The 23572-nt window shown below is 48.2% G+C and carries 18 protein-coding genes and 1 pseudogene; 13 read left to right on the forward strand and 6 right to left on the reverse strand.

Annotation, left to right across the window (positions count from 1 at the left end; translation table 11 throughout):
* Positions 1-44 precede the first annotated feature (44 nt).
* Positions 45-317: a hypothetical protein gene (locus AXFE_RS04065; protein ID WP_052604141.1), complete on the forward strand. Its 273-nt coding sequence runs from the start codon at positions 45-47 to the stop codon at positions 315-317.
* Positions 318-371: 54 nt separating this feature from the next.
* Positions 372-815, forward strand: a complete 444-nt coding sequence (locus AXFE_RS18295; protein ID WP_160291723.1) for an integrase core domain-containing protein — start codon at positions 372-374, stop codon at positions 813-815.
* On the opposite strand, the pseudogene AXFE_RS04070 reads toward AXFE_RS18295, so the two are convergent.
* From AXFE_RS04070 to AXFE_RS04090, 4 genes and pseudogenes are all read right to left on the reverse strand, one after another.
* A pseudogene (locus AXFE_RS04070) lies at positions 702-1954 on the reverse strand (aldehyde dehydrogenase family protein). The gene AXFE_RS18295 and the pseudogene AXFE_RS04070 overlap by 114 nt on opposite strands.
* A gap of 1008 nt (positions 1955-2962) precedes the next feature.
* Entirely contained in the window at positions 2963-3232 is a 270-nt protein-coding gene (locus AXFE_RS04080) for a WhiB family transcriptional regulator (protein ID WP_052604611.1), read from the reverse strand.
* Positions 3233-3454: 222 nt separating this feature from the next.
* Positions 3455-5455 (reverse strand): vWA domain-containing protein, encoded by a 2001-nt coding sequence (locus AXFE_RS04085; RefSeq protein ID WP_052604612.1) that lies wholly within the window; start codon positions 5453-5455, stop codon positions 3455-3457.
* Complete coding sequence (locus AXFE_RS04090) at positions 5452-6861, reverse strand: sigma 54-interacting transcriptional regulator (RefSeq protein WP_052604613.1); 1410 nt, start codon at positions 6859-6861, stop codon at positions 5452-5454. Before AXFE_RS04090 ends, AXFE_RS04085 begins: the two co-directional genes overlap by 4 nt.
* Before the next feature lie 250 nt (positions 6862-7111).
* Here AXFE_RS04090 and sdhA point away from each other — a divergent pair, with 250 nt between their 5' ends.
* The 5 genes from sdhA (at position 7112) to AXFE_RS04115 (ending at position 11026) form a co-directional block, all read left to right on the forward strand.
* Positions 7112-8863, forward strand: a complete 1752-nt coding sequence (gene sdhA / locus AXFE_RS04095) for a succinate dehydrogenase flavoprotein subunit (RefSeq protein ID WP_052604614.1) — start codon at positions 7112-7114, stop codon at positions 8861-8863.
* A gap of 4 nt (positions 8864-8867) precedes the next feature.
* Positions 8868-9617: a succinate dehydrogenase iron-sulfur subunit gene (locus tag AXFE_RS04100; protein ID WP_052604615.1), complete on the forward strand. Its 750-nt coding sequence runs from the start codon at positions 8868-8870 to the stop codon at positions 9615-9617.
* The gene (locus AXFE_RS04105; RefSeq protein WP_052604616.1) at positions 9604-9954 is read left to right on the forward strand and encodes a hypothetical protein; all 351 of its coding nucleotides are present in this window, start codon (positions 9604-9606) and stop codon (positions 9952-9954) included. The genes AXFE_RS04100 and AXFE_RS04105 overlap by 14 nt, the downstream gene beginning before the upstream one ends.
* The gene (locus AXFE_RS04110) at positions 9955-10752 is read left to right on the forward strand and encodes a hypothetical protein (protein ID WP_052604617.1); all 798 of its coding nucleotides are present in this window, start codon (positions 9955-9957) and stop codon (positions 10750-10752) included.
* A 64-nt stretch (positions 10753-10816) separates the two neighbouring features.
* The gene (locus AXFE_RS04115) at positions 10817-11026 is read left to right on the forward strand and encodes a hypothetical protein (RefSeq protein ID WP_052604618.1); all 210 of its coding nucleotides are present in this window, start codon (positions 10817-10819) and stop codon (positions 11024-11026) included.
* A 564-nt stretch (positions 11027-11590) separates the two neighbouring features.
* Here AXFE_RS04115 and AXFE_RS04120 read toward each other — a convergent pair.
* On the reverse strand, positions 11591-12820 hold the full coding sequence (locus AXFE_RS04120) for a kynureninase (RefSeq protein WP_052604619.1): 1230 nt from the start codon (positions 12818-12820) through the stop codon (positions 11591-11593).
* 579 nt (positions 12821-13399) lie between these two features.
* Between AXFE_RS04120 and AXFE_RS04125 the strand changes: the two genes are divergently transcribed.
* From AXFE_RS04125 to AXFE_RS04150, 6 genes are all read left to right on the forward strand, one after another.
* The gene (locus AXFE_RS04125; RefSeq protein WP_152625850.1) at positions 13400-14167 is read left to right on the forward strand and encodes a hypothetical protein; all 768 of its coding nucleotides are present in this window, start codon (positions 13400-13402) and stop codon (positions 14165-14167) included.
* Positions 14168-15319: 1152 nt separating this feature from the next.
* The gene (locus AXFE_RS04130; protein WP_052604621.1) at positions 15320-15997 is read left to right on the forward strand and encodes a GntR family transcriptional regulator; all 678 of its coding nucleotides are present in this window, start codon (positions 15320-15322) and stop codon (positions 15995-15997) included.
* Between the two features lie 76 nt (positions 15998-16073).
* Positions 16074-17315, forward strand: coding sequence for a CaiB/BaiF CoA transferase family protein (locus AXFE_RS04135; protein WP_052604622.1), 1242 nt, complete (start codon positions 16074-16076; stop codon positions 17313-17315).
* A gap of 251 nt (positions 17316-17566) precedes the next feature.
* Positions 17567-19624 carry a hydantoinase/oxoprolinase family protein gene (locus AXFE_RS04140; RefSeq protein WP_052604623.1) on the forward strand — a complete coding sequence of 686 codons (2058 nt, stop codon included), beginning with the start codon at positions 17567-17569 and terminating at the stop codon, positions 19622-19624.
* A 17-nt stretch (positions 19625-19641) separates the two neighbouring features.
* Positions 19642-21495, forward strand: coding sequence for a hydantoinase B/oxoprolinase family protein (locus tag AXFE_RS04145; RefSeq protein ID WP_052604624.1), 1854 nt, complete (start codon positions 19642-19644; stop codon positions 21493-21495).
* Between the two features lie 141 nt (positions 21496-21636).
* Positions 21637-22278, forward strand: a complete 642-nt coding sequence (locus AXFE_RS04150) for an isochorismatase family protein (RefSeq protein ID WP_052604625.1) — start codon at positions 21637-21639, stop codon at positions 22276-22278.
* A 224-nt stretch (positions 22279-22502) separates the two neighbouring features.
* Here AXFE_RS04150 and AXFE_RS04155 read toward each other — a convergent pair.
* On the reverse strand, positions 22503-23572 hold a 1070-nt coding region (locus AXFE_RS04155; protein ID WP_152625851.1), incomplete at its 5' end, for an RNA-guided endonuclease TnpB family protein.

The following is a 23572-nucleotide window of genomic DNA, read 5'->3' on the forward strand; positions in this document are numbered from 1 at the left end:
CCTAGAGCGCCTAGGGGATCAAAACTTAGGTCCTCTATAAGGAGATGATTGATGGTTTTGTCAAAGACGGATTGATCAGTGCTCCAGCGATACTCTCTCGAATAGAACCTTTGGGCTATAGCTCTAAAGAAACGACGATCCGTAATTACGTAAAATCTATCAAACCAAATATTCGACCTCACGCCAAGGCGACCATTCGCTATGAAAGCAAACCGGGAGCTCAGATTCAACTTGATTGGGGACTCTTTGGTTATGACGATCACCGAGGAACAAGGAGAAACATCGCTGGACTTATGGTGACAATGGGTTATAGCTAAAGGGTCTATCTAGAGTTTGCCCTAACAGCTGACATCTATGGCTTTTCTACCTGTTTGATCAATGCTCTTTATTACTTTGGTGGCATAACCGATGCATTTCTTACCGATCACATGAAAACAGTTGTCCTTGGTGGCTCAACCACTCAAGGATGGGACCTAAATAGTCACACGAGCGACTTGGCTAAATATTTAGGTATATCAATCAAGTTAGCTCCAGTGAGAAGACCCCAGACAAAGGGCAAAGTAGAACGAGGAATACGATACGCCAAGGATAACTTTTGGCCAGCACGTACTTTTACCAACTTAGCCGACTTGAATGAACAGGCTCTTTCTTGGTGTCGACAAACTGATACGAGAGTACATAATGGCCTTGGCGAGACTCCCCTAGAAGCATTTGCGAATGAGTCGCCCTATCTTCGGGCCAAAAATCTCTTCCTGGAAGATACGCATCGAATTGTTGCCTTCAAAGACGGTTGGGGTCACGTAATAACCCTTTGACAGCGAGCCTTCAAGCTCAGCCCTAGACCCACCGGTGAGGATGTTAGCGCCTTCAGCTTTGCCAATCTCAATATAGGAAAGATTTTCTCTAATTGGTCATTGCTCGCTTGAGCACCCATCATGGTCTCTGCGTCTAATGGATTCCCAAGCTTGATAGCTTTAGTGCGCGCAATTGCATCGACCATAAATTCATCGTACATCGACCGTTGAATCAGTGCTCGAGAAGAGCAGGTGCAAACTTCACCTTGGTTCAATGCGAACATTGTAAATCCCTCTAGCGCCTTCGAGTAAAAGGCGTCCCTCTCATTTGCGATATCGCCAAAGAATATATTTGGACTCTTCCCGCCTAACTCCAAAGTAACAGGAATTATATTTTGGCTAGCGTACTGCATGATCAGACGCCCAGTAGTCGTCTCCCCCGTAAACGCAATCTTGCGAATCCGAGAACTCGAAGCCAGCGGCTTACCGGCCTCGACACCAAAACCATTCACGACATTGAGAACGCCTGCGGGCAAAAGATCAGCGATAAATTCGATTACCTTCAGGATTGAAGTTGGAGTCTGCTCAGCGGGCTTGAGAACCACACAGTTGCCGGCTGCCAAGGCTGGTGCCAATTTCCATACTGCCATGAGAATGGGGAAATTCCAGGGAATTATCTGCCCCACCACACCCAATGGTTCGTGAAAATGGTAAGCGATCGTCGATTCATCAATCTCAGAGATGCCGCCCTCTTGGGCACGAATGGCACCTGCGAAGTATCGAAAGCGATCAACTGCCAACGGAAGGTCAGCAGCCAATGTTTCTCTAACCGCTTTAGCGTTGTCCCACGTTTCGATGACTGCAAGTTCCTGTAAATTCGCTTCAATTCGATCAGCGATCTTGTTGAGAATATTTGCTCGCTCGGCAACCGATGTCTTGCCCCATTTCCCAGCCGCCGCATGTGCCGCATCGAGAGCCAGCTCGATGTCCTCGGCAGTTCCTCTCGCAACCTCGCAAAACACTTCTCCATTGACGGGTGAGATGTTCTCAAAGTATGCTCCCTTTACTGGTGCAACCCACTCCCCTCCAATGAAATTATCGTAACGATCGTTGAACTTAGTAATACTTCCAGAACTGCCTGGTGCTTCAAAAACTGCCACGGCTCCCCCTTGTGACTGACAAATCTCAATATGAGAAATATTTAGTGCATAGTTCTTATCGAAAATACATCGTGATGCTAAGCCTCAAACGTTGCATGAGAGTTGCGTTCCATGTCAAGAGCCCGGACCTCACGAAAAAGAAGCCAAGGGCCGACAATCAAGAGGAGGAGTCCACCCTCGCACGAATCATCCACGTACGACCAAGCCTAAGATTGCTCTGTATCTGTGAGCCGTGCTATTTTGCTTATCTTGAATCTTCAATTGTCCATCAGTCGAGCTCAGTCAAACCACCAGCTTTAGCATTGCCCAGCCATTAGACGATCGACCTATTTGCCGAGGATGGAACCTTCCCATAGTCACAAATCGAAAGATTTCCGTTTCGGCTGGCCTAACTACCTAAGCGAAACAAAGTGTCCTATGCCATTGAAAGCCAGCCCAGAGCGACGTATAGAAAATACTGGAACCTTATCGATCTTTAAAGCCACAAGGTGGTCCTTGTGGCAAAGAAGAAATACCCACCCCAAGGTCATGATCGAGCGTTCTTGATGGTCATTGATCGTAGGGATGTGCTTGCTTGACGTATAGCACCTAAGGTGGCCGTTAATGGAACATTGAAGGAGTCCTTGCTTTCCACTCATTCATTATCCAAACATAGCATCTCGCCACACTTAGTGGCTTTACGCAACATGTCGTCTTTTTTGACAAGCGCTTTGAAGACTTCTTCGTAGGTGCCGCATAAATTAGGAATGCCTAAACTCAACTAGAGTCATGACGGCACTCATGAACCAATGGGTCCTACTTGGGCGACAAATCTAGGCTTTGCAAGATCGCTCATTGAGTAGCTAGAGTCGGAGTTAGCTCGTCTAGAAATTACCGTGGTACACGACTAGTCGGCGACCTTCTATGAGCAGATTTGCCAGAGATTGCGCCTCGGTGTGTCGGTACCAAAAATCTTAATAAAGGACGAGTTGACGACCGCTAGGTCCGTCAACTCGTCAAGCATTTTAGCTAATTTCGTGCCCGCATCATTACTCGTTGTCGATGAAGCTTTCGCCGTTCCCTCTCAGAGAGTCCACCCCAAATCCCGAAACGTTCATCTTGATTCAAGGCATACTCTAAGCAATCCCCTTGAACCGGACATTCATTACAAACAGCCTTAGCAGAAGCCGATGGAACCCCGCGATCTGGATAAAAAATCTCCGGATCCCAACCCTTGCAGCGGGCAAACTCCTGCCATTTTTCTTTACCTAAAGAGAGCTCGTGGCCAACAATGGTCACACCACCCCTCCTTCCCCCAAAGGCTCAAACTTAAAATGCAACAGACGAAGCATCTAGCGTCGAATATCAAATACTTGACCTTGAACTGCGACTATGAGTGAGCTTAGCTATCGCATCTAAAAAATCGTTCAATTCCAAACTAAATTTTTCTATTTCCCAAAGTAAGCACTTTTGTCCCGAAAAACGGGAATAAAACTCTCTTATCTCGAAATTTAATTAAGGTTACGAAGTCCGCTGAGCCATAAAATCGACGAGAACATATTTCCCCAAATCCGATGGATCACTATAGAAGACCTTGCCCCGATTGATCTTGGCAACCTGGTTCATAAAGTCCACGAGATAGTCGGTTGCATCCAACACAAAGGAGTTGATTGTTATACCGGCCTTTGTGCATCTATTCACTTCCGAAAGAGTCGCCAATATTGTCTCCCGGGCCGGAGGGTAGCTAAAAAATGGCTCGCCATTTTCTAAGATATGCGCCGTTGGTTCCCCGTCGGTTACAAGGATGATCTGCTTGCGTCCAGAACGCCTTCTAAGAAGCGTTCGTGATTGCCGCAAAGCATCCTCCATATTGGTTCCATATACATAATCCCATGAAACGCTAGGCAAATCCATCGGCTTTATGACGTGTGCCACCTCAGAAAAACCCACTATGGCAAGGTAGTCTTTGGGGTAAGCCGTAGATATCAGGGTCGACAGAGCAACTGCGACCTTCTTTGCGGCTAAAAAGTTATCCCGCAGCGGCATTGACAGCGAGAGGTCCAGACACAGCACAGTCGATGCGCTAACCATCGCTTCAGTGGTCTCAATTTCAAAGTCCTCGACCTCTACTTTGAGTGGAAGTCCGCCTCTCTGGCGAACGATAGTATTGGCTAAGGTCTTTCCTAAGGAGAGGTTTAGCGGATCGCCAAACTCATATGGCTTTGTCTCGAAGTCCTTGTCAACGCCTACCCCACGCCTCTTCAAATCATGACCACCCAAGCGCGATGCATCCAAATCATCAAAAACTTCCTGAAGCATCTTTTGCCCAATCGCTCTGAGTCCGCCGGCACTTAGGGTCAACCTCTCGTCGCTCATTCCAATCAAACCAGCATCCTCTAGCTGCTTCGTAAGTTCCGAAAGTCGCCGAAGCGAGGAGGCCTCTTTTTCGCCCAACAATTCAGAGATTTGATCGAAATCCAACCGAGATAGATCACCAGGAGTTCCAATACTTCGGAGATAACTCTCGATGGAATCGAGTTGGGAAAGTTCATCCAATACTTGGCCGGCTTGGCCAATAGACATAGGATCGCTCCCCCGAAAGGACCTTGGATCAAAGCGCATCGAGTCCATCATTGGGGACAAAGATCGCATCAGCTGAGAGATAGCCCAGGAGAGATCGAGATCACCATTGACATTCTGAGCAAGATTAGCCAATTCCATTTGCTGTTCTTGGCTCATAGCTCCAAAGGCGAGCGAGGCGGCCGCCATCTGCGTGAGAAGGTGGTCGAGTAACTCTTGAGTGTTAGCGATGCCAGGCGGAAAAGATCCACCATACCTATCCATAAACGCCTCAAAAGCTTCGGATGTATCCTCGTTTGCATTATGAGCCTCTATAAGGGAGTTGAGGGCGCCGATCATCTCTCGGAAGTTCTCTAAATCCTCTGGCGTCATAGTCGACAATGAATTTTTAGCAGACTCAAAGAAGCCTTCGACAAACTCTCTTTCGAGAGATTCTCGCAAATCATCAAAGTCTCTCTTCGCAGTCGGAGAGAGAAAGTCATAGTTTCCAAGCGACTGAATCTTCGAAGCAATCGAAGGTCCAAGGGAATCAAGCGTCAATTGATCGTTCAGATAAAGTTCTTCTGCCTGTGCGATCCGAGGAGCGTCCTTGGAGTTGGAAGCTGCCTCTAGATACTCCTCAAGCGCCCGACGTTCACTTTCTAGGATCGATCTAATTGCATTGTCAATCTCGCTAGCCTTGCCCGATGGGTCGTACTTGCCAAAGAGCTCAGAGCGCCTCTGTTTGAGTCGCTCAAGAACCTCTTTCAGCCCGAGGATATCACCACCATCTTTAGTTCTCATTCCGCGATTCATTAGCTCCCGCAGGGCAGACATGGGATCGCCGTGATAGAGCAGTGCGTCGGCAATCTCGTCGAAAATCTCAGATACATCTACCTCGATCTCTTGAGTCCCATCCCATCTTCCATAACGAACGGAACTCCAACTGCCGGGGCGTCTCATCTTGTTCGCTTTGCATAAATCGAGCCAGCATCGCCCTCGTACTTATTCAATCGCTTAGCAAGGTGCAACCCCTCCAAGACGAATTCAAGGGCACCCAACTTAGCCTGCGGTAATGCACTAGGCTCGATTCGGTCGATCACCAGTTGGGTTTCAGGCGAACTCTCCAGAGCCTTTGCGAGATGTTCATCACTGCCATCTTCTCCAACCGTTACCTCAAAACCTTCGTCAAAGGTCGCTACCAATGGTCGCAGTTCATCCAAGGTCACTAATGAGCGAAACACTTCAAGATTTGCGCGATCCACGAGCTTGGAGATGACCATGACTTCGTCGGTGTCATCAACCGTGTCAAGTTCAATCTTTCCAGACATAGACGAAGCAAGGACCCAAAAATCACAAGGTCGTACCACCGCGTCGGGTGAATCGGATATCAACGTACGTCGCAAGGCCGCTGCAGAAAGAGCTTCATAGTTTGCCACTGTAGCTCGTACCGACACTCCCGACTTCTGGTTTATATTTGGAGCCCTCCTGGCCAACTCAGAGACCAACGCGACTACCCCTCTTAGATGTTGGGGGAAATATATATTCGAATCCTCATCATCATAAAAAAGAGCCTCCTGGTCGACTATCTCCAGTTCAATAGCCGAAGAAAGTGGATAATGAGTTCGAATTTGAGAGCCAAATCTATCCTTTAGCGGAGTAATCAAACGACCACGGTTGGTGTAGTCCTCCGGATTAGCCGATGCGATCAGAAAGATATCGAGCGGAAGCGAAATTCGATATCCCCTGATCTGAATGTCACGTTCCTCAAGAATCGAAAGAAGACCGACTTGAATCCTCTCGGAAAGGTCCGGCAATTCATTGATGGCAAAAATACCACGATTTGTCCTCGGGACCAGTCCGAAGTGCATCGTCAACTCATCTGAGAGGTACCGACCTTCAGCGACCTTGATCGGATCAACATCGCCTATCAGATCGGCCATAGAAGTATCTGGCGTCGCCAATTTCTCGCCAAATCTCGCACTTCTATGGACCCATGCTATGGGTGTCTCGTCGCCGTTTTTCGCTATCAATTCCTTCGCATAGACTGAGACTGGATTGGTGGGATCATCATTTATCTCAGAACCTTCCACAATCGGCATCCATTCATCCAAAAGCGAGACCAAACTTCGAATAATCCGGCTCTTACCCTGGCCTCGCTCCCCTAGCAAGATCACATCATGGCCAGCTAAAATCGCCGTCTCTAATTGGGGCATCACCGTATTTTCATACCCGTGGATCCCGTCGAAAAGTCCTCTGCCGCTACGAATCGCCTCAATAGCATTCTTGCGCATTTCAGCAGCGATAGGCATAGAGGTCCATCCGGATTTATTCAATTCACCAAGCGTCTTTATCTTTACATGTTCCATTCATACAACGATAGGCCAACCATGGGAGCTATGTAGGGCGATCGAGGTCATTTAGGCTCCTTTCAAGTCCCAAAAATCGATAAATTCATCTGAGCTAGAGCCACCCTGGAGCGATCAAATGCGGTATTAATCTGAAATTTGAGACAAAAATGTGACATAAGTCACTGAATTAATAAAAAAATACAATTCTTTTGATCTTTTCTCGGTTACAGATTTCAAAAAGTCACCATTTCGTGTAAAGCTATATAGCGTGAAAGTCCATTACCACAGTTACGATGCGGTCATCGTCGGAGCCGGAGGCGCAGGCCTCCGCGCAGCGATTGAAGTTGCCGGAAAAGTTAAAACCGCCGTTATAACCAAGCTCTACCCAACCCGCTCTCATACCGGTGCCGCTCAGGGCGGTATGTGCGCAGCACTCTCAAATGTCGAGGAGGATTACTGGGAATGGCACGCCTTTGACACGGTCAAAGGCTCTGACTACTTAGGTGATCAACCCGCTATCGACATCATGTGCAAGGAAGCCATTGATGCGGTCATAGACCTTGAGCACTTTGGCATGGCATTCTCTAGAACCCCAGAAGGTCGAATCGACCAGAGGCGCTTTGGAGGCCACACAAGAAACCATGGGGAAGCGCCAGTGCGGCGTTCGTGCTACGCTGCAGACCGAACCGGCCACATGATCTTACAGACGCTCTATCAGCAGTGTGTCGCTCGAGATGTGACATTCTTCAATGAATTTCAGGTCTTTGATATTCTCTTTGATGAAAGCACAGGAGAGCGAAAGGCCGCTGGTATCGTCGCATACGAGCTCTCGACCGGCGACCTACATGTATTTGTGTCCAAGGGAGTTCTCTTTGCCACCGGCGGCTACGGAAAGATGTTTAGAATCTCCTCAAATGCCCACACCCTCACCGGTGACGGTCCGGGCCTCCTGTTCAGAAAACAAATTCCGATCCAGGATCTAGAGTTCTATCAATTCCACCCAACAGGCATTTATGGATTTGGGATCTTACTCTCCGAGGCTGCACGAGGTGAAGGCGGAATTCTAAGAAACGGCAGTGGTGAGCGCTTCATGGAGCGCGTTGCTCCAACTGTCAAGGATCTTGCACCCCGCGATATGGTCTCTCGTGCTATTCATGCAGAAATTCGCCAAGGAAGAGGAGCTGGGCCAGATAAAGACTATGTCTATCTCGATCTCACACACCTTCCTCCAGAGCAAATCGATGCCAAGTTGCCCGACATTAGTGACTTCGCGCGTACATATTTGGGCATAGAGCCAAAGACTCAACCCATTCCAATTCAGCCAACGGCACACTATGCAATGGGTGGAATTCCAACCAACGTCGATGGCGAAGTCCTTGTCGACTCCAACGAGACAATTCTCCCGGGTCTCTATGCGGCCGGCGAATGTGCTTGTGTCTCGGTACATGGCGCAAATCGACTTGGAACCAACTCACTCTTAGATATCGTCGTCTTTGGCCGTCGCGGTGGCAAAGCTATGGCAGAATATGTTGCCAAAGTACCGCACCCAGAGGTTGCCCGAGGCGTGGAGACTCCTGTTCGCGAACGAATCCAGGCGCTCAAGGATGCTAACGGAACCATGAAGGTTGGAGAGCTTCGAACGAATCTTCAGCAAACAATGACTCTCAACGCCTCGGTCGTAAGAACGCAGGAATCCTTAGAGGAAGCGCTCACAACGATCCAAACTATCAAGAAGCAATATAACGACATCGCCATCGACGACAAGGGTGAGGTCTTCAACTACGACCTAGTTGAAGCCTTGGAACTTGGTCACCTCCTCGATTTAGCGGAGGCATTTGTGATCGGGGCCCTAGCGCGCAAGGAGAGCCGTGGCGCGCACTGGAGGGACGACTTTCCCACCCGCGACGACCAAAACTGGATGACACATACACTTGCATATCGACAAGAAGATGGCAGCGTGCGCCTTGACTACAAGCCGGTCAAAGGTGGCAAATATCAGCCCATGGAACGAAAGTACTAAAGATATGACCGTTACAGATCAGAGTTCACCACAGATCGATTCACATGAGGCCGAGGTAAAGGTCCATTTGAAGATCAAGAGGTATAATCCAGAGGTCGACACACGCCCTCATTGGCAAGAATACGACATAATGCTAAAGCCTGGCGACCGAGTTCTAGATGCCCTACATGCTGTGAAGTGGAAATTCGATGGAACGCTAAGCTTTCGCCGATCTTGCGCTCACGGAGTCTGCGGATCTGACGCATTAGTGATCAACGGAGAGAACAAACTCGCATGCGTCAATCTAATTCGCAATATTGGAACCGACCTAACGATAGAACCAATCCGTGGGTTACCGGTAATCAAGGATCTTATCGTAGACATGGAGCCATTCTTTGCACAATATCGTTCGGTTCTTCCGTACCTAATAGCAAATGATGATCCGGGCTACAAAGAGCGTCTACAATCCCAAAGCGACAGAGAAAAATACGACGACACCACTAAATGTATTCTCTGTGCCTGCTGCACGACTTCGTGTCCTGTTTACTGGGCAAACGATGAATACGTTGGCCCAGCGGCGATCGTTAACGCACACAGGTTCATCTTTGACTCAAGAGATCAAGCAACGACAGAGAGACTCGACATACTGAATCAAAAATCTGGCGTTTGGCGCTGTAGAACTTCTTTCAACTGCACGGAAGCCTGCCCAAGAGGCATCTCTGTAACAAAAGCGATCGAAGAGGTAAAGCGCGCGATACTATATGACCGTGTCTAATATTCGCCTTGAAAAATTAGCGGATGAGATTCGGCTTGGGTTTTTAGAGACGGTAGATCTTCCTAACTTTTCCAAGCCATACTCAATCGCGCTCGAGATACACGATCATGACGATCATGCCGTCGTTTATCTCAATCTCGGCAACGGCGGTCCAACTGCGCTTAGCGATGGACCGCCGACTCTTACCCTAAAGGCAACGGCGGATATTGCAATTGCCATCCGAAACGGAACGCTTCAAGTAGCCGATGCTATCGCTGCTGGTGAAATTAAGATTTCGGGATCGGTAAGCGAGGTAAATACGCTCGCATCAGAGCTCACTTCAAAGAGTGAAAAGTAAGTGAGAAAAAGGCGTCGAAACCCCAATACTACACTTCCTGGTGCCGCTGGTTGGTATCGAATTGGTAATCCCAATGGAGAATACCTGCGATATTTCGACGGCTTTTTCTGGAGCAGCCAGACGCGATCTACCCCGTTTTGGCTCGAAGGACCAGAGTGGGCCGAACTTGTAAAAGTTCAAGCTGAAATCGACTCCGACGAGCCAAAACATGTGGTTAGAAGACTCCTAGCTCCGGACCACCGTCCACTAGGCGATACTCAACACACAAGGTCGCGGGTAAAGAGATCTCGACATTTGCTAGCGATTACACTCTTTTTAGTTCTGGGCATTGCCACCGTCTCAAGTTACGCAATGCAAATGTTTGGTGCCTCCAGCCGTATTAGTAAAAGCACTCCCGCTGTACCTCTTTTGAGCGAAACGACATTGGTTGCCAAACTTGCCTCTACTTGCACGATTTACAAAGCTTCATCTATTGCTCCGATTGGTGAAATCCTCTCGGGCCCTTATTCATCTTCTAAAGCAAAACGCACTGCGTTCATATCAAAATACTCCAATCAACTTACATCGATCTCTAAGGCCATGAACGCTATTTCAAATTATCCAGCCGATCAAAGTGCACTTAGTTCGTGGCAGGGACTATGGACAACTGCCGTATTTGATCTTTCCAAAGCTCAGTTTGATATCAAGACAGGCAAGCCCTACCTCAATGCTATAAAGACATTGCAAGGAGACCTTTCATTGATCGACGACTTCGCAATCGCAAATAACATCAATTCATGTGATGTTTTTTCGCTTTAGACCCTCGTTTGGGTGTATTATCGAGAAATTATCAACACAAACTCTTAGAACCTAGGAGGTAGCCTTGACCATTCGAGGTGTAATTGATGACCGTATACTCGCAAAATATCGCGAGCTTCTCGATGCAGAAGATACGGCCTTCTACGAAGTTGAACACGCCTATGAAGACGGCGACGGAAATCACTTTCAAAAGGACTTGGCAAATTGGCGGGAAGCAATGGCTGCAAAGCTCTCATTCTTAGACTCGTGCGGACTAGGTCTTAGAAGCTCCTGATCTGGCTTGGGGGATAAGTCTTTTTGACCCTCCCCCCAAATACGTCAAAAGAACGGATATAGCCCATAGAACGAAGCTAACGGGCAGGTGGTAAGCAATCGCCAGCCAACACGTAGCAATTGTTACAAATCTCAAAAATTAATGCGCTTGAGCCGTCACTAAAGCCCTACGAGATGTAGCGGTTTATGCAAAGACTGGGATCTTCTATTAGTTTCGCTTGAATCAACTAATAGAAGATCCCCATGCCCTCAATAGTTTCGCTTGAATTGGGCCGCCTCCTGAATTGGGCCGCCTCCTGAATTGGGCCGCCTCCTGAATTGGGCCGCCTCCTGAATTGGGCCGCCTCCTGAATTGGGCCGCCTCCTGAATTGGGCCGCCTCCTGAATTGGGCCGGGTCTTTACTTGGACTTTGACAATCTTGAAGTTTTACTTAAACTCGAACCATCGGCCTACTGGCTTCTATCTCGCGTTTAAGTCAATATGAAACTTACAGAGGAAAAGATCGGGCTGCAGAAGGTCGATTCGTAGTCGTTGATAGAAAATCCGCCATCAGCTGCCTGCACCTTATCGCATCCCGATAGTCACTTCTCGAATCACTTGGATTGCCCTAGAAATTTCTATAAAGGATTGATACAGCGGTGCAAATCCAAACCGAATGAGCGATGGAGTTCTAAAATCCGGAACAACTCCGTGATCAATCAACTCAGAAGTAATTTGACGTGCTCTTGGATGCGACAGACTTACGTGTGAGCCCCTGAGGCTCTGATCTTTGGGCGACGCAAGGCTAAAGCCAAGGTCCTTGAGTTCGACCTCAAATCCTTTGATGAAAAAGTCACCCAAGGCGTGACCTTTGGCCTCAAGAGCTTCAATAGTAGCCTCCGCTATAAGGTCAATTCCGGCACCTACGAGGTAGCTTCCGAAAATATTAGGAGTACCGGTGCAAAAGCGACTAATACCGGATTTAGGACTGTATTTTTCAGCCATTTCAAATTGATCATCCTGAGAAAACCAACCTTTGATAGGGTTCTCCATCGCCTCTATCAAATCAGAGCGCACATAAAGATAAGCAGGGGCACCTGGCCCTGCATTTAGGTACTTATAGGTGCATCCGATTGCGTATTGAGATTCCGTCCCCTCCAAATCAACGACTACCGCCCCACCAGCATGGCTCAAATCCCATATCACTCGAGATCCAACACCTTGGGCGATCGAGTTAACTGCCGCCATATCAATTCGAGCACCACTCTTGTACGAGAGCGCGCTGAAGCAACCAAATATGACATCTTCGTCGAAGGCCTCTTCGAATAGATCAATCGATATCGTCTGGGAGTCATCCACCGGAAGTGTAATAACCTCAAGTCCAAACTCTTGGGCCAGGGAATCCACTATGTAACGATCGGTGGGAAAGTTATCTGCCTCGATAACGATCTTCTTCCTCGCCTCCTTATCACCTCGTTGTTCTTTTATGATCGACAGGGCAAGCTTATAAAGATTGATAGTTGTTGAATCGCATACAACCACCTCGCCCTTCTTAGCGCCCAAAACACTTTGAGATAGTCGATCACCCAAAGTAGTTGAGAGATCGATCCAAGTCTTCCAAGATTCGATCAATTGCACACCCCATTGTCTGGCAATGACATCATTAGCAATCTCGATCGAGCGTTTTGGTAGGCGTCCTAGGGAGTTTCCATCCAAATAGATTAGATCGGGCTCTATAGATACAAACTCGTCACGAAAGCAAGAGAGTTGATCAGAGTCATCGAGAGACCGAGCCTCTGAAAGAAGATCCCCCATCGATATAAACCTCCAAAATAAGTTCTAGACTACGCGAATTAGCATTGGCTCCATAAGTTGTTAGCCTTCCAAGTAGCCAAGGATCAATCGCTGATCTAAAAAGAATACCCTAAGATCTACCTCATTTAAATCTTCGCTAAATATAGCCAATTGATCTCCAACGCATCCACCAAGTGCGCGATTCAGCGATCGGATTTGACCCACCTAGCAAAGCCCCAAAGCTTACAAGATTCAACTATTTGAAAAAGCCTCCCCCCCCCCCTAAGCTCTACAAATCCATTATCTCATTCCTCATAGATCCAATCGAAAGGTTTTTTGGACAAATTCGTAAAAATCGGCTCTAATCAAAGATCCAAGGACTGCTTGAAGGCGTAAACAAATGTGGAAAAGCCAATCGACTCCTTTCTGATGGGATCTTCCAAAGGACGTTGTTGGTTCAGGGTGAAATCTTATCAAGGAGTTATTTGCCGATACAACTAGATCGTTGGCTGCTCTGTTAGACAGGTACAAAAACGCAAAAACAGTGGGGTCGGCATTGAGGTCCGTCTATAAATTTCCCAATTGGGCTAGCATGGTTGCGTGCCAAACAAAAATTTAATGATATTTCCCCTTCTTGCCTCCATTGTCCTAAGTGCATGCGGCGGATCGAGCGCGCCCACTAACAACGGTATAGACAAGCTGAACGCGACTGCAGCTGAGAGCTCGGTCACCAAAGCAATTCTTGGCGCCACTTCTGTTCGTATGGTCATCAAAGTTCAGCAGGGAACATCCTCATCTAGCCAAGTTCTCGACGCTGCAAAGACGGGCGGAATAAGGACAGTTACGATACTTGGTCAGACCGCAACGATTTTAGTTACACCGACAAATGCCTATGTAAAGGCTCCAGAGGCAATCTTGGCTAGCAACTTCGGCCTTCCGGTCAATCTTGCCACCCAAGACGCCAATAAATGGCTAATAGTCCCATCTGGAAGCAGTGGCTATACGTCACTTGCATCTGGCGTAACAATGTCAAATCTGGCCCAATCCGTTGGTCTAAGCGGAGTAACCAAAAAAGCCCATGCCAACGTCGCTGGAACCAAAGTGATTGAGCTCGACGGAACGAGCGTAGGAGGAAAACTTGGGTTGGTCGTACCAACTGTGGGGTCACCACTCCCAATAAGCGGAATTATTAGTGGAACTTCAATCGCAGTAAACCTCCAATTTAGCAATTGGAACCAAACCGTAAATCTAACGCCTCCAGCATCAGCCATACCATTCCCGACAGCGCCAGCTTCACCCACGACCACTGCACCAACTTCGCCGTCTACTTCTGCGCCAGCTTCACCCACGACCAGTGCCGCTGGTTAATCCGCAGCTCGATTTGCCGAGCAAATCTTGAGGTTGGCCTTTTCTAACTTGGGTAAATTATGATTGAGTCGCAGCCAAAGCGTATTTGAGCCCGAAGCCTCGGGGCTCAAATACGCTTTGAACTTGTATTCGCAAAATGGTATTTCCCAAGACCATTAGGGTCCCAGAAATTAATCGAAATTTGAAGTATATCTTCTCTTGAATACAGATTTTCTTCGGCAAAAGCCCGCCTTGAAATGCTACAAATCACTCAACCACTCACTTGGCGTCAAAGATACCGTCGATGGCCCCCGGATTTATCTACCGAGCGCCATCGACAATTAGAGATTCTGATGATTTCCTAAAATGGCTCTAATCGCCTCAATGGGCACGTCTGCATTTGACACACATGGCGAAATTTGATCTTCCGCCAAAATCATCATTTGGATATTAGTAAACTCCATGAAAGCTCCATAAAGCTCTTTGCTCAATTGGCCATCTTTAGGGGTCTAAAGGGTCCCTGGATAAATGTCAATGATTTCGAATAGATTTTAGGCTACCTGGGTCTATCACGATGATTTTCAAATCGAATCGTCGGCTAGTTCATCAAAATTATCCGATGAAGGTGACTTTTCTTTTATCTTTGGAGCATCTCGCCGAAATCTTTGAAGCAGCCGATTCTTCATCTGATTAACTTTTCTTGGGCATCTTAAAAATATAGACGCCATAGGAGGAACGAAAATAAATGGGTCCAAGGAATCCACCAAGGTGCTTTAGAGAATCGGAAGAATCATGAAAGAATGCAAATGAGATCGCGTGGTCTTGATTGGTTGAGTTATCTCAACTCACAGATAGCTCATTATGGACAAGTGTGCCACCATAATTAGGGTTTAGGCCTCTAAAGCCCGCGTCATGGCTACATGACACCTCAGCAACGATCTTCAACAGCCCTATCCCTGATCTATGGCCGATCTATGACTGATACACCTTGTGAGCTCAAACGACCAAACTGCCCACAGCCATATCGTGCGGTTATGGTCAAAATGTCTTAAAACCTTGGCAAAAAATTTAATATAAAAACAACTTGAAAATCCAACATTTGATCGTGCGATGCGATAAATTGTACACAATTTCGATTAGTTCTTTGAGTTTATGGACTGTTGAGGCAAATTTATGGCATCGATTAGCGAAGACGTATACAATATCTTGCGATCCGAGATTCTCGATGGTACTTTCGTAGCTGGTGAATCATTACGCGAGGAGCAACTAGCAGGTCGCTATGGTACCTCAAGAACGCCAGTAAGAGAGGCTCTACGTAGGTTAGATGCAGAGGGGATCGTGAGTGTGATTCGCCATCGTGGAGCACGAGTGTTGGAATGGAAACCCAACGAACTCGGCGAAGTCTTTGCTCTACGTGGCCAACTGGAATCTTACGCCGCTCGAATCGCCGCTAGCCATATCTCCAAAGACGACATCGATCTTTTAACCAAGCTGGCTGGCGAGATGGAAGAGATAGCCTTTTCGACTTCATCGGAGGTCGTAATTGATGCAATCACTCCACTCAACAACCACTTCCACTCGGTAATCGTTGCAAGTGCTGGAAATGGTCGGCTATCTGAACAGTTGTCCTCTGTAATTCAAGTTGCTACAGTTAGAAATACCTTCCGCCGCTACAACCATGAGCAGCTGATACGATCTATGTCCCACCATCGAGAACTGATCGCCGCCTACATGGTTAAAGATGGAGAATGGGCGGAATCTGTGATGAAATCTCACATCTATTCAGCAAGAGCCGTTCTATCTGTGCCTCCAAAAGTTGAAGAGATAGCAATCTCAGATAGACGACCATAGCCATCGAGCCAAATCAATCATCATGCATATTTTATAGGTTTTCAATAGCCCAAAATCATAAGGAGAAAAGCTCACAATGGGCCAAAATGGCGATCTTTTAGGGACAAAACTAGGCCACGACGGTAAAGACACTCCGTTAAGCGATATTCGCGTAATAGAAATGGGCCAACTTTTAGCTGGACCCTTCGCGGGACAGCTCCTGGGGGACTTTGGAGCAGACGTAATAAAGGTAGAAGATCCCGGCGTAGGTGACCCGATGAGACAATGGGGGCGAGAAAAACCACATGGATTGAGCCTATGGTGGCCAGTCGTAGCACGTGGAAAGCGTTCTCTAACCACAAACCTCAGGACAAAAGAGGGCCAAGATATCATCCGAGACCTGGTCAAAGAGTCAGATATCTTAATCGAGAACTTTAGGCCTGGGACCTTAGAAAAGTGGGGCCTCGACTATGAAACCCTAAAGTCCATTAACAAGAAAATCATAATGGTAAGGGTCACCGGCTATGGACAAAGTGGCCCCTACTCCCATAAGGCCGGTTATGGATCGATAGGCGAAGCGATGGGAGGCCTGCGCTACGTAACCGGAGATCCCTCCACCGCCCCTTCAAGAGCTGGCATCTCAATTGGAGATTCTCTAGCCGCCACCTTTGCGGCGCTCGGTGCGATGATGGCACTTCATTCCAGAGATCGAACCGGAGTGGGTCAAGTGGTTGATGTCGCAATCTACGAAGCTGTCCTTGCGATGATGGAATCTCTAATTCCAGAATTCACACTGGCCAACTACATTCGGGAAAGAACTGGCTCAATTCTCCCTAACGTGGCTCCCTCCAATATCTACCCCACCAAAGATGCTGCACTAATTCTGATCGCAGCCAATCAGGACTCAGTATTTAGCCGCCTTTGCGATGCGATGGAAAAGCCCGAATACGTAAGCGACCCCCGATTTTCAACGCATTCATCAAGGGGTGCCCACCAAGGGCTCCTAGATGAGATCATTAGCGAGTGGACATCCCGCCATAGCACATCGGAACTTGAAGTTATACTTGACAAAAATGGCGTTCCTCAGGGAAAGATCTTTCGTGCGCCAGATATGCTAAGTGATCCACATTTTGCAGCAAGAAACGCCATTGTGGGCATCGAGCATCCAGACTTTGGCTCAATCCTTATGCAGAATGTCGCTCCAAAGCTAAGCGACACACCTGGATATATCCGTTGGGCAGGACCAGAACTGGGAGCACACACCACCGAAATTCTCCAAAGCTTGCTTGGATACTCACCAAATCAAATCAAGCAACTATCGACAAAGGGGGTTATCTAGGATAAGGTCAAAAACTACGAGTCAAAACCCAAAGGCACACGAAGTCAAAAGGCCACTAAACGAGGCCACTAAACGAGGCCACTGACACCTTTGATATCTTGGAACCTTCCTAATCAAGGGCTGTTGGCGAACCTCTCGATTCCACCAGCGTCTTTAACCAAAGATCATCTCAATCAAGCCTCAAAAAGCCGCTTTTTGGCATCGAGGTTGATCGCCCCACCGAGAATAAAAGATAACTCCAAGGAGGAAAATTGTCCTACATATTGGGCGTAGATGTGGGCGGAACATTCACCGACCTACTTTTAATCAACGAGACCAACGGTGAGACTCACCGAGCTAAGGTACCTTCAACACCTTCGGATCCATCCATTGGTGTTTTAGAGGGAATTTCCAAGATATGTGACCGTGCAGGAATATCTCAAGCCGACCTCTCACATGTAATGCACGGCACTACCGTGGCAACAAATGCCGTATTGGAGGGCAAAGGCGCCAAGGTCGGATTGATCGTCACGCAAGGGTATCGCCAAATCCTTCAAATCGCACGTTCGTTTGTCCCAGGTGGATTGGCAGGGTGGATAGTATGGCCAAAGCCAACGCCACTAGCTCTCCTTGAAAACACAGTTGAGGCAAAAGAACGAATCTCAGCAAAGGGCGAGGTGATCGAAGAGCTAGATGAACCAGCGATGATCGAGTCGTTGAAATATTTGGCCGGCCAAGATGTAAAGGCACTCACAATCTCCCTTATCAACTCATTCACCAACGATTCTCACGAACGCCGAATTGCAGAACTAGCCGCCTCTGTCATGGGGGAGATCCCGATTTCACTCTCTTCTAAAATTCTCCCAGAGATAAAGGAATACGAGCGAACCCTTACGACCGTAGCGAACTCTTATGTTCGACCCACGGCAGCGAAGTACCTCAAAAATCTAGAAGATGAGTTGACAAAGATTGCGCCCTCGGCACGTCTGCATATCCTGCGCTCAGACGGCGGACTTATGGGTGTCGAGACAGCCTCTAGTGCCCCGGTGAATATGCTAATGAGTGGGCCTGCCGGAGGCGTATCCGGAGCACTCTGGCTCGCACGCCAGAGTGGATACAAGAACCTTCTCACCCTTGACATGGGCGGCACCTCAACCGACGTCGCATTGGTTCAAGATGGCGAACCTCGCATTGGCCGAGAGACGACAGTGGGTGACCTCACCATCAGAGCTTCATCGGTCGATGTTCGAACAGTGGGTGCAGGTGGTGGTTCGATCGCCCACGTACCAGAACTTACTAAAGCCCTTAGGGTTGGACCACAATCAGCAGGTGCCGTACCAGGACCTGCCGCCTATGGCAAAGGTGGCCTAGAGCCAACGGTTACCGATGCAAATGCTGTACTTGGATACCTTCCAGTCGGACTCCTAGACGGAGAGATGGAACTCGATTATGAGGCCTCGCAAACGGCGGTGGCCGGTGTCGCGCAAGCACTAGATCTCGACATATACAAAGCCGCCTCCGGCATAGTTGATATCGTGAACGAAAATATGTTTGGTGCACTACGCCTTGTCTCTGTCCAACAGGGGTACGATCCTCGTGAATTTGCATTAGTCGCATTTGGTGGAGCTGGACCGTTACATGCGAATGCACTAGGGCGACTCATGGGATCATGGCCGGTCATCATTCCACCATCGCCCGGCGTCCTTTGCGCCTACGGCGATGCCACTACGAGACTTCGTTCTGAATCGTCGCGAACCTATATCCGTCGATTCAGCTCAACTTCAGATCGTGAAATTGAAAAACTTCTGGGTGAATTGCACCAAGAAGCATCCACGGAACTTTTAGGCGAGGGGGTAAGCGCCGATCTTCAAGAGGTCACCTATTCCGTTGATGTTCGCTATCACGGTCAGGGGTTCGAAGTTACAATCGGACTGAGCTCTAACGAAGTAAGCGGCGCCATCCTTGAGATAATCGGCGATCGATTCGCAAAGGAACACGAAAGACTTTTCACCTTTGCTCTCGATACCGAGTGTGAACTGGTACACCTACGCGCAGTCGTTCAAGGCGAACATCCCAAAGTAAGTGCCGAAATGATCGCCCAGGCAGATAGCGATGCCTCCAGTGCGGTAATCTCCACGCGCGAGATCTACGTAGATGGAGCCATGGCTAGCGCATCAATCTATGACCGTAGAAAACTACGGGCTAACAACGTGATAAATGGCCCAGCAATCGTAACCGAGATGGACTCGACCACATTGATCTTGCCCGGCCACGCTGGCAAACTAGACACCTTTGGAAACTTGATAATCAATCCAATTTCGGCTAACTAACAAGGAAAAGTTCTTCTATGGCACGAATAATCGAAACGAATACTGACGGATTCAAAAGCGTCGATGTCGACCTTGTTACCGTTGACATCATTGAAAACGCACTAAGAAACGCTCGTTATGAGATGGACGCAGTCCTATTTAGAACTGCCATGAGCCCTGGTATTAGAGAACAACACGATGAGTTCCCTCTGATAGCAGACCACAAAGGACGAATGGTCGTTGGACAATTTGGCTCCTTTATCGGGGGTTTTCTCGACAACTATGCTGGCGACATAGAAGAGGGCGATGTCTTTTTAACTTCAGACCCCTATTCATGTGACGGAGCTATCTCGCATGCAAATGACTGGCTAGTGCTCATGCCCATCTTTTTAGATGGTCGCGTAGTTGGATGGTCTGCAATGTTTGGACACATGACGGACGTAGGCGGAAAGGTCCCAGGTTCTCTACCAACCGATGCCCATTCAATACACGAAGAAGGGGTGGTAATTCCACCGATCAAGATCTACAACAAAGGTCAACTAAACACCGAATTGCTGGATTTGATCTTGAATCAAGTTCGGATGAAACAGTGGAATCGCTCCGATCTAAATGCAATTGTCGCAGCTTGTCGCACGGCAGGAAGAAGAGTGGTCGAACTATGCCAGAGGTTTGGAACCGATATCTACATCTCCACGCTTGAAGCACTTCTGGATAGAAACTATCGAGCAATGAGCCAACTCATTCAAAATACTATATCGACAGAAAAGCTCTCATTCACCGACTACATCGACGATGATGGCCTCGGAAATGGACCATACAAGATCCACTGTACGATGTGGCGAGAGGGGGATCATGTAGTCTTGGACTTTGAGGGTACCGACCCTCAGTCGATAGGTCCAATCAACTTCTTCTTGAACGTAAACATGTTCAAGATGTTCTTTGGAATCTACATGATAATGGTCTTTGATCCTCAGATCCTTTGGAATGACGGCTTCTATCCCCTAGTTGAGGTACGCATTCCAAACCGATCTCTGCTCAAGCCCGAATATCCGGCAGCCCTTTCCTGTCGAACACACGGCCTTGGACGCATCTTTGACGTATTGGGCGGCCTGCTTGGTCAACGTCAACCTGAATTTCTATGCGCTGCTGGCTTTTCTTCCTCCCCACACCTCATGTATTCGGGAACGGATCGAAATGGCGAATGGTTCCAGCTCTATCAAATTGGCTTCGGCGGGATCCCCGGACGTCCCTTTGGAGATGGCCCAGATGGCCATTCACTTTGGCCCTCATTTACAAATGTGCCTAATGAATTTCTAGAGGCCTATTTCCCATTGGTAATAGAGAGCTATGAGACCGTACCAGATTCTGGTGGTGCTGGCTTCTTTCGGGGCGGAAATGGAATTGATATTGCATATCGCTTTCTTGAGCCTGGAACCATCTCTATCCATGACGACCGTTGGCTCACCTATCCTTGGGGCGTAAATGGTGGCGAACCAGGAATGCGTAGTACGAAGTATCTCATAAGATCCAACGGATCAAAAGAGATACTGCCGTCCAAGTGCGACAACGTTGATGTTAACGTCAATGATGTGCTCCATTACGTCACATGGGGCGGCGGAGGATGGGGCGATCCCCTCATCAGAGATCCAGAACTGGTAGCGCTAGAACTAAAGCGGGGACTTATAACCGTTGCTGGAGCTAGAAACTATGGCGTCGTACTAAATCAAGACTTTAGCCTAGATGAAGATGCCACAGCAGAACTACGCTCTCAACTTCTCAAGAGTCGCCCTGGGCTAGAGGTATTCAATCGAGGTGGCGAGATTGTCGATCTAAAGGAGCGGTGCGAGGCCGAGACTGGCTTGATCGCACCAATCGATCCAGTCTTTACCTAAGCTGGCATAACCCATTCAAGGTCAAAGCGACAAACTGCAAAGGAATCCTAAAACGCACTTTGTCGCTTTGATCAAATGGGATAATCCCGTCCCAATACCTCTCATAGACCAAGACCACCTTAGACACCGAGGACTTTGCAATTGAGTAAAGACTTTTCAAAAGACGAACAAGACTACCAAAAAGCAGGCTTCAACGGAACTGTAGGGTTCGGCAATACCCCAGCAATCATCGTAATAGACCTGGTCAGCGCATATCTAAGAGAAGGTTCACCGCTTTTTGGAGACTACCAATCAGTGGTCGCGCATTCAAATGAAATCATAGATGCTGCACGCAGCCATGGCGTCTTGGTCGTCTTCACTAAGGTTGAATACCAAAATGATGGCCTTGATGGGGGTCTATTTTGGAAGAAGGTACCGAGCCTCTCTGCCTTTTTGCGAGGTTCGCAATACTGTGAATTTACACAAGAGATCAAGCCTCTTCCTGGAGATCTTATCCTCACCAAACAGTACGCTAGTGCCTTTTATGGCACTTCTCTATCTGCCACCCTAAATGCATCAAATATCGACACTACGATCTTTTGTGGCGTTTCAACCTCAGGTTGCGTTCGAGCCAGTGCAACTGATGCAATTTCAATGGGATTTCACTCCATTGTCGCTAGGGATGGCGTTGGAGATAGAAGTCCGCAGATACAAGAAGCCAACCTCTTTGATTTAAATGCGAAATATGCAGACGTAGTAACAACACCAGAGATCCTCAAGTACCTCTCATCTCTACAGAGATGACGACAGGGCAATCGACTCTGAGAGTTACTCATTCACCTTTATCACGCTACAACTAGGCCCTTGTTCATAAGACCATGGTTTCAAAGAGACCTAACCCTCTGCGCTGCCTCCGATTAAGTTGGATTTGATCGACAATATAACAAACTGTCTCTGTCTATGGAAAGAGACAGACCTTGATCGGCCATCTCAAAAGTACCGTTGCATCTGAATGATAAATGGTGAGTCTACTCACTAGATGCACCTTTTTCAAGGTTCTTCCTTCGGGCTTCATTCTCACTCGCCCGAGGGTCGTTCTTGCCTCTTTGAGCACCGCCAGTATTGCTAGCGGTCTTATGTTCTCTCTTGCGATGATGAGTCATCCCATCATCGCAACTGCCGCCTGTACCAAATGGCCTGGGAACGGGCAGGGCGCTGGACCCAACTGGCCCACAACTGATAACCGACCAGTCACGGATATTCAATGAAGCATTTTCATCTCGATCCACCTCAACATGACAAGTATCACAGATAAGTCTCTTTGCGAGCTTTGCACCCGTGAGTCTGCCTGTGCAGTTGTGGTGGATTTGCGACGAGGGAAAGAAGCGATCTACAACGACTACCTTGACTCCGGCACGTTCGGCCTTATAGGTAAGCGTTGGTTTGAAGGCTCCGAGTCCAGCATCAGATACCGAACGGCGCAATGCCCGTCTTCCCATACTTCGACCCATGGCAGCGATGTTAAGGTCTTCAATCTTAACTTCGCTGTAGTTATCCACCAGGTAACAGGTTAACTGATGGATACTTTCACGACGGACGTATACGGCTTTACGGTCTAACTTGACAAGCTTGGCTTTCGCTTGCCTGTGACCGTGTGATCCGGGTATCCGTCGGATGAGATTGCGCCCAACCCTACGACGCTCATTCATAGTAGCTCTGAGCGGAGCGGGGTTAGGAATAGCTGTCATGCTACCATTGCTGTCTGCGATAGTAGCAAGTGACCTTAGTCCTAGATCGACACCGGCGCGGGGGTCTTTCTTGGACATAGTTGCAGACGGTGGAGTAACTACGCTTGTCTTGATCGCGAGCTGGCAGGAGACGAACAACCTACCCCATCTCTGTGATAGAGTGCGCTTGAGTAGACGAGCATTGTTCTTAGCTAGGTGACGCTGTATTCTGCGCGTGTTCTCCATAGAGCGTAGCGCACCTATCATCGGCAGCACGATTGTTCGATGATCGTCCTCAAAACCCATAGTGCCAGTCGTAAAACGTACTCTGTTGCGGTCTTTTCTCTTGGACTTGAACTTCGGGAAGCCGA

It is taken from the genome of Acidithrix ferrooxidans, from assembly GCF_000949295.1.
GTDB classification, from domain to species: Bacteria; Actinomycetota; Acidimicrobiia; order Acidimicrobiales; family Acidimicrobiaceae; genus Acidithrix; species Acidithrix ferrooxidans.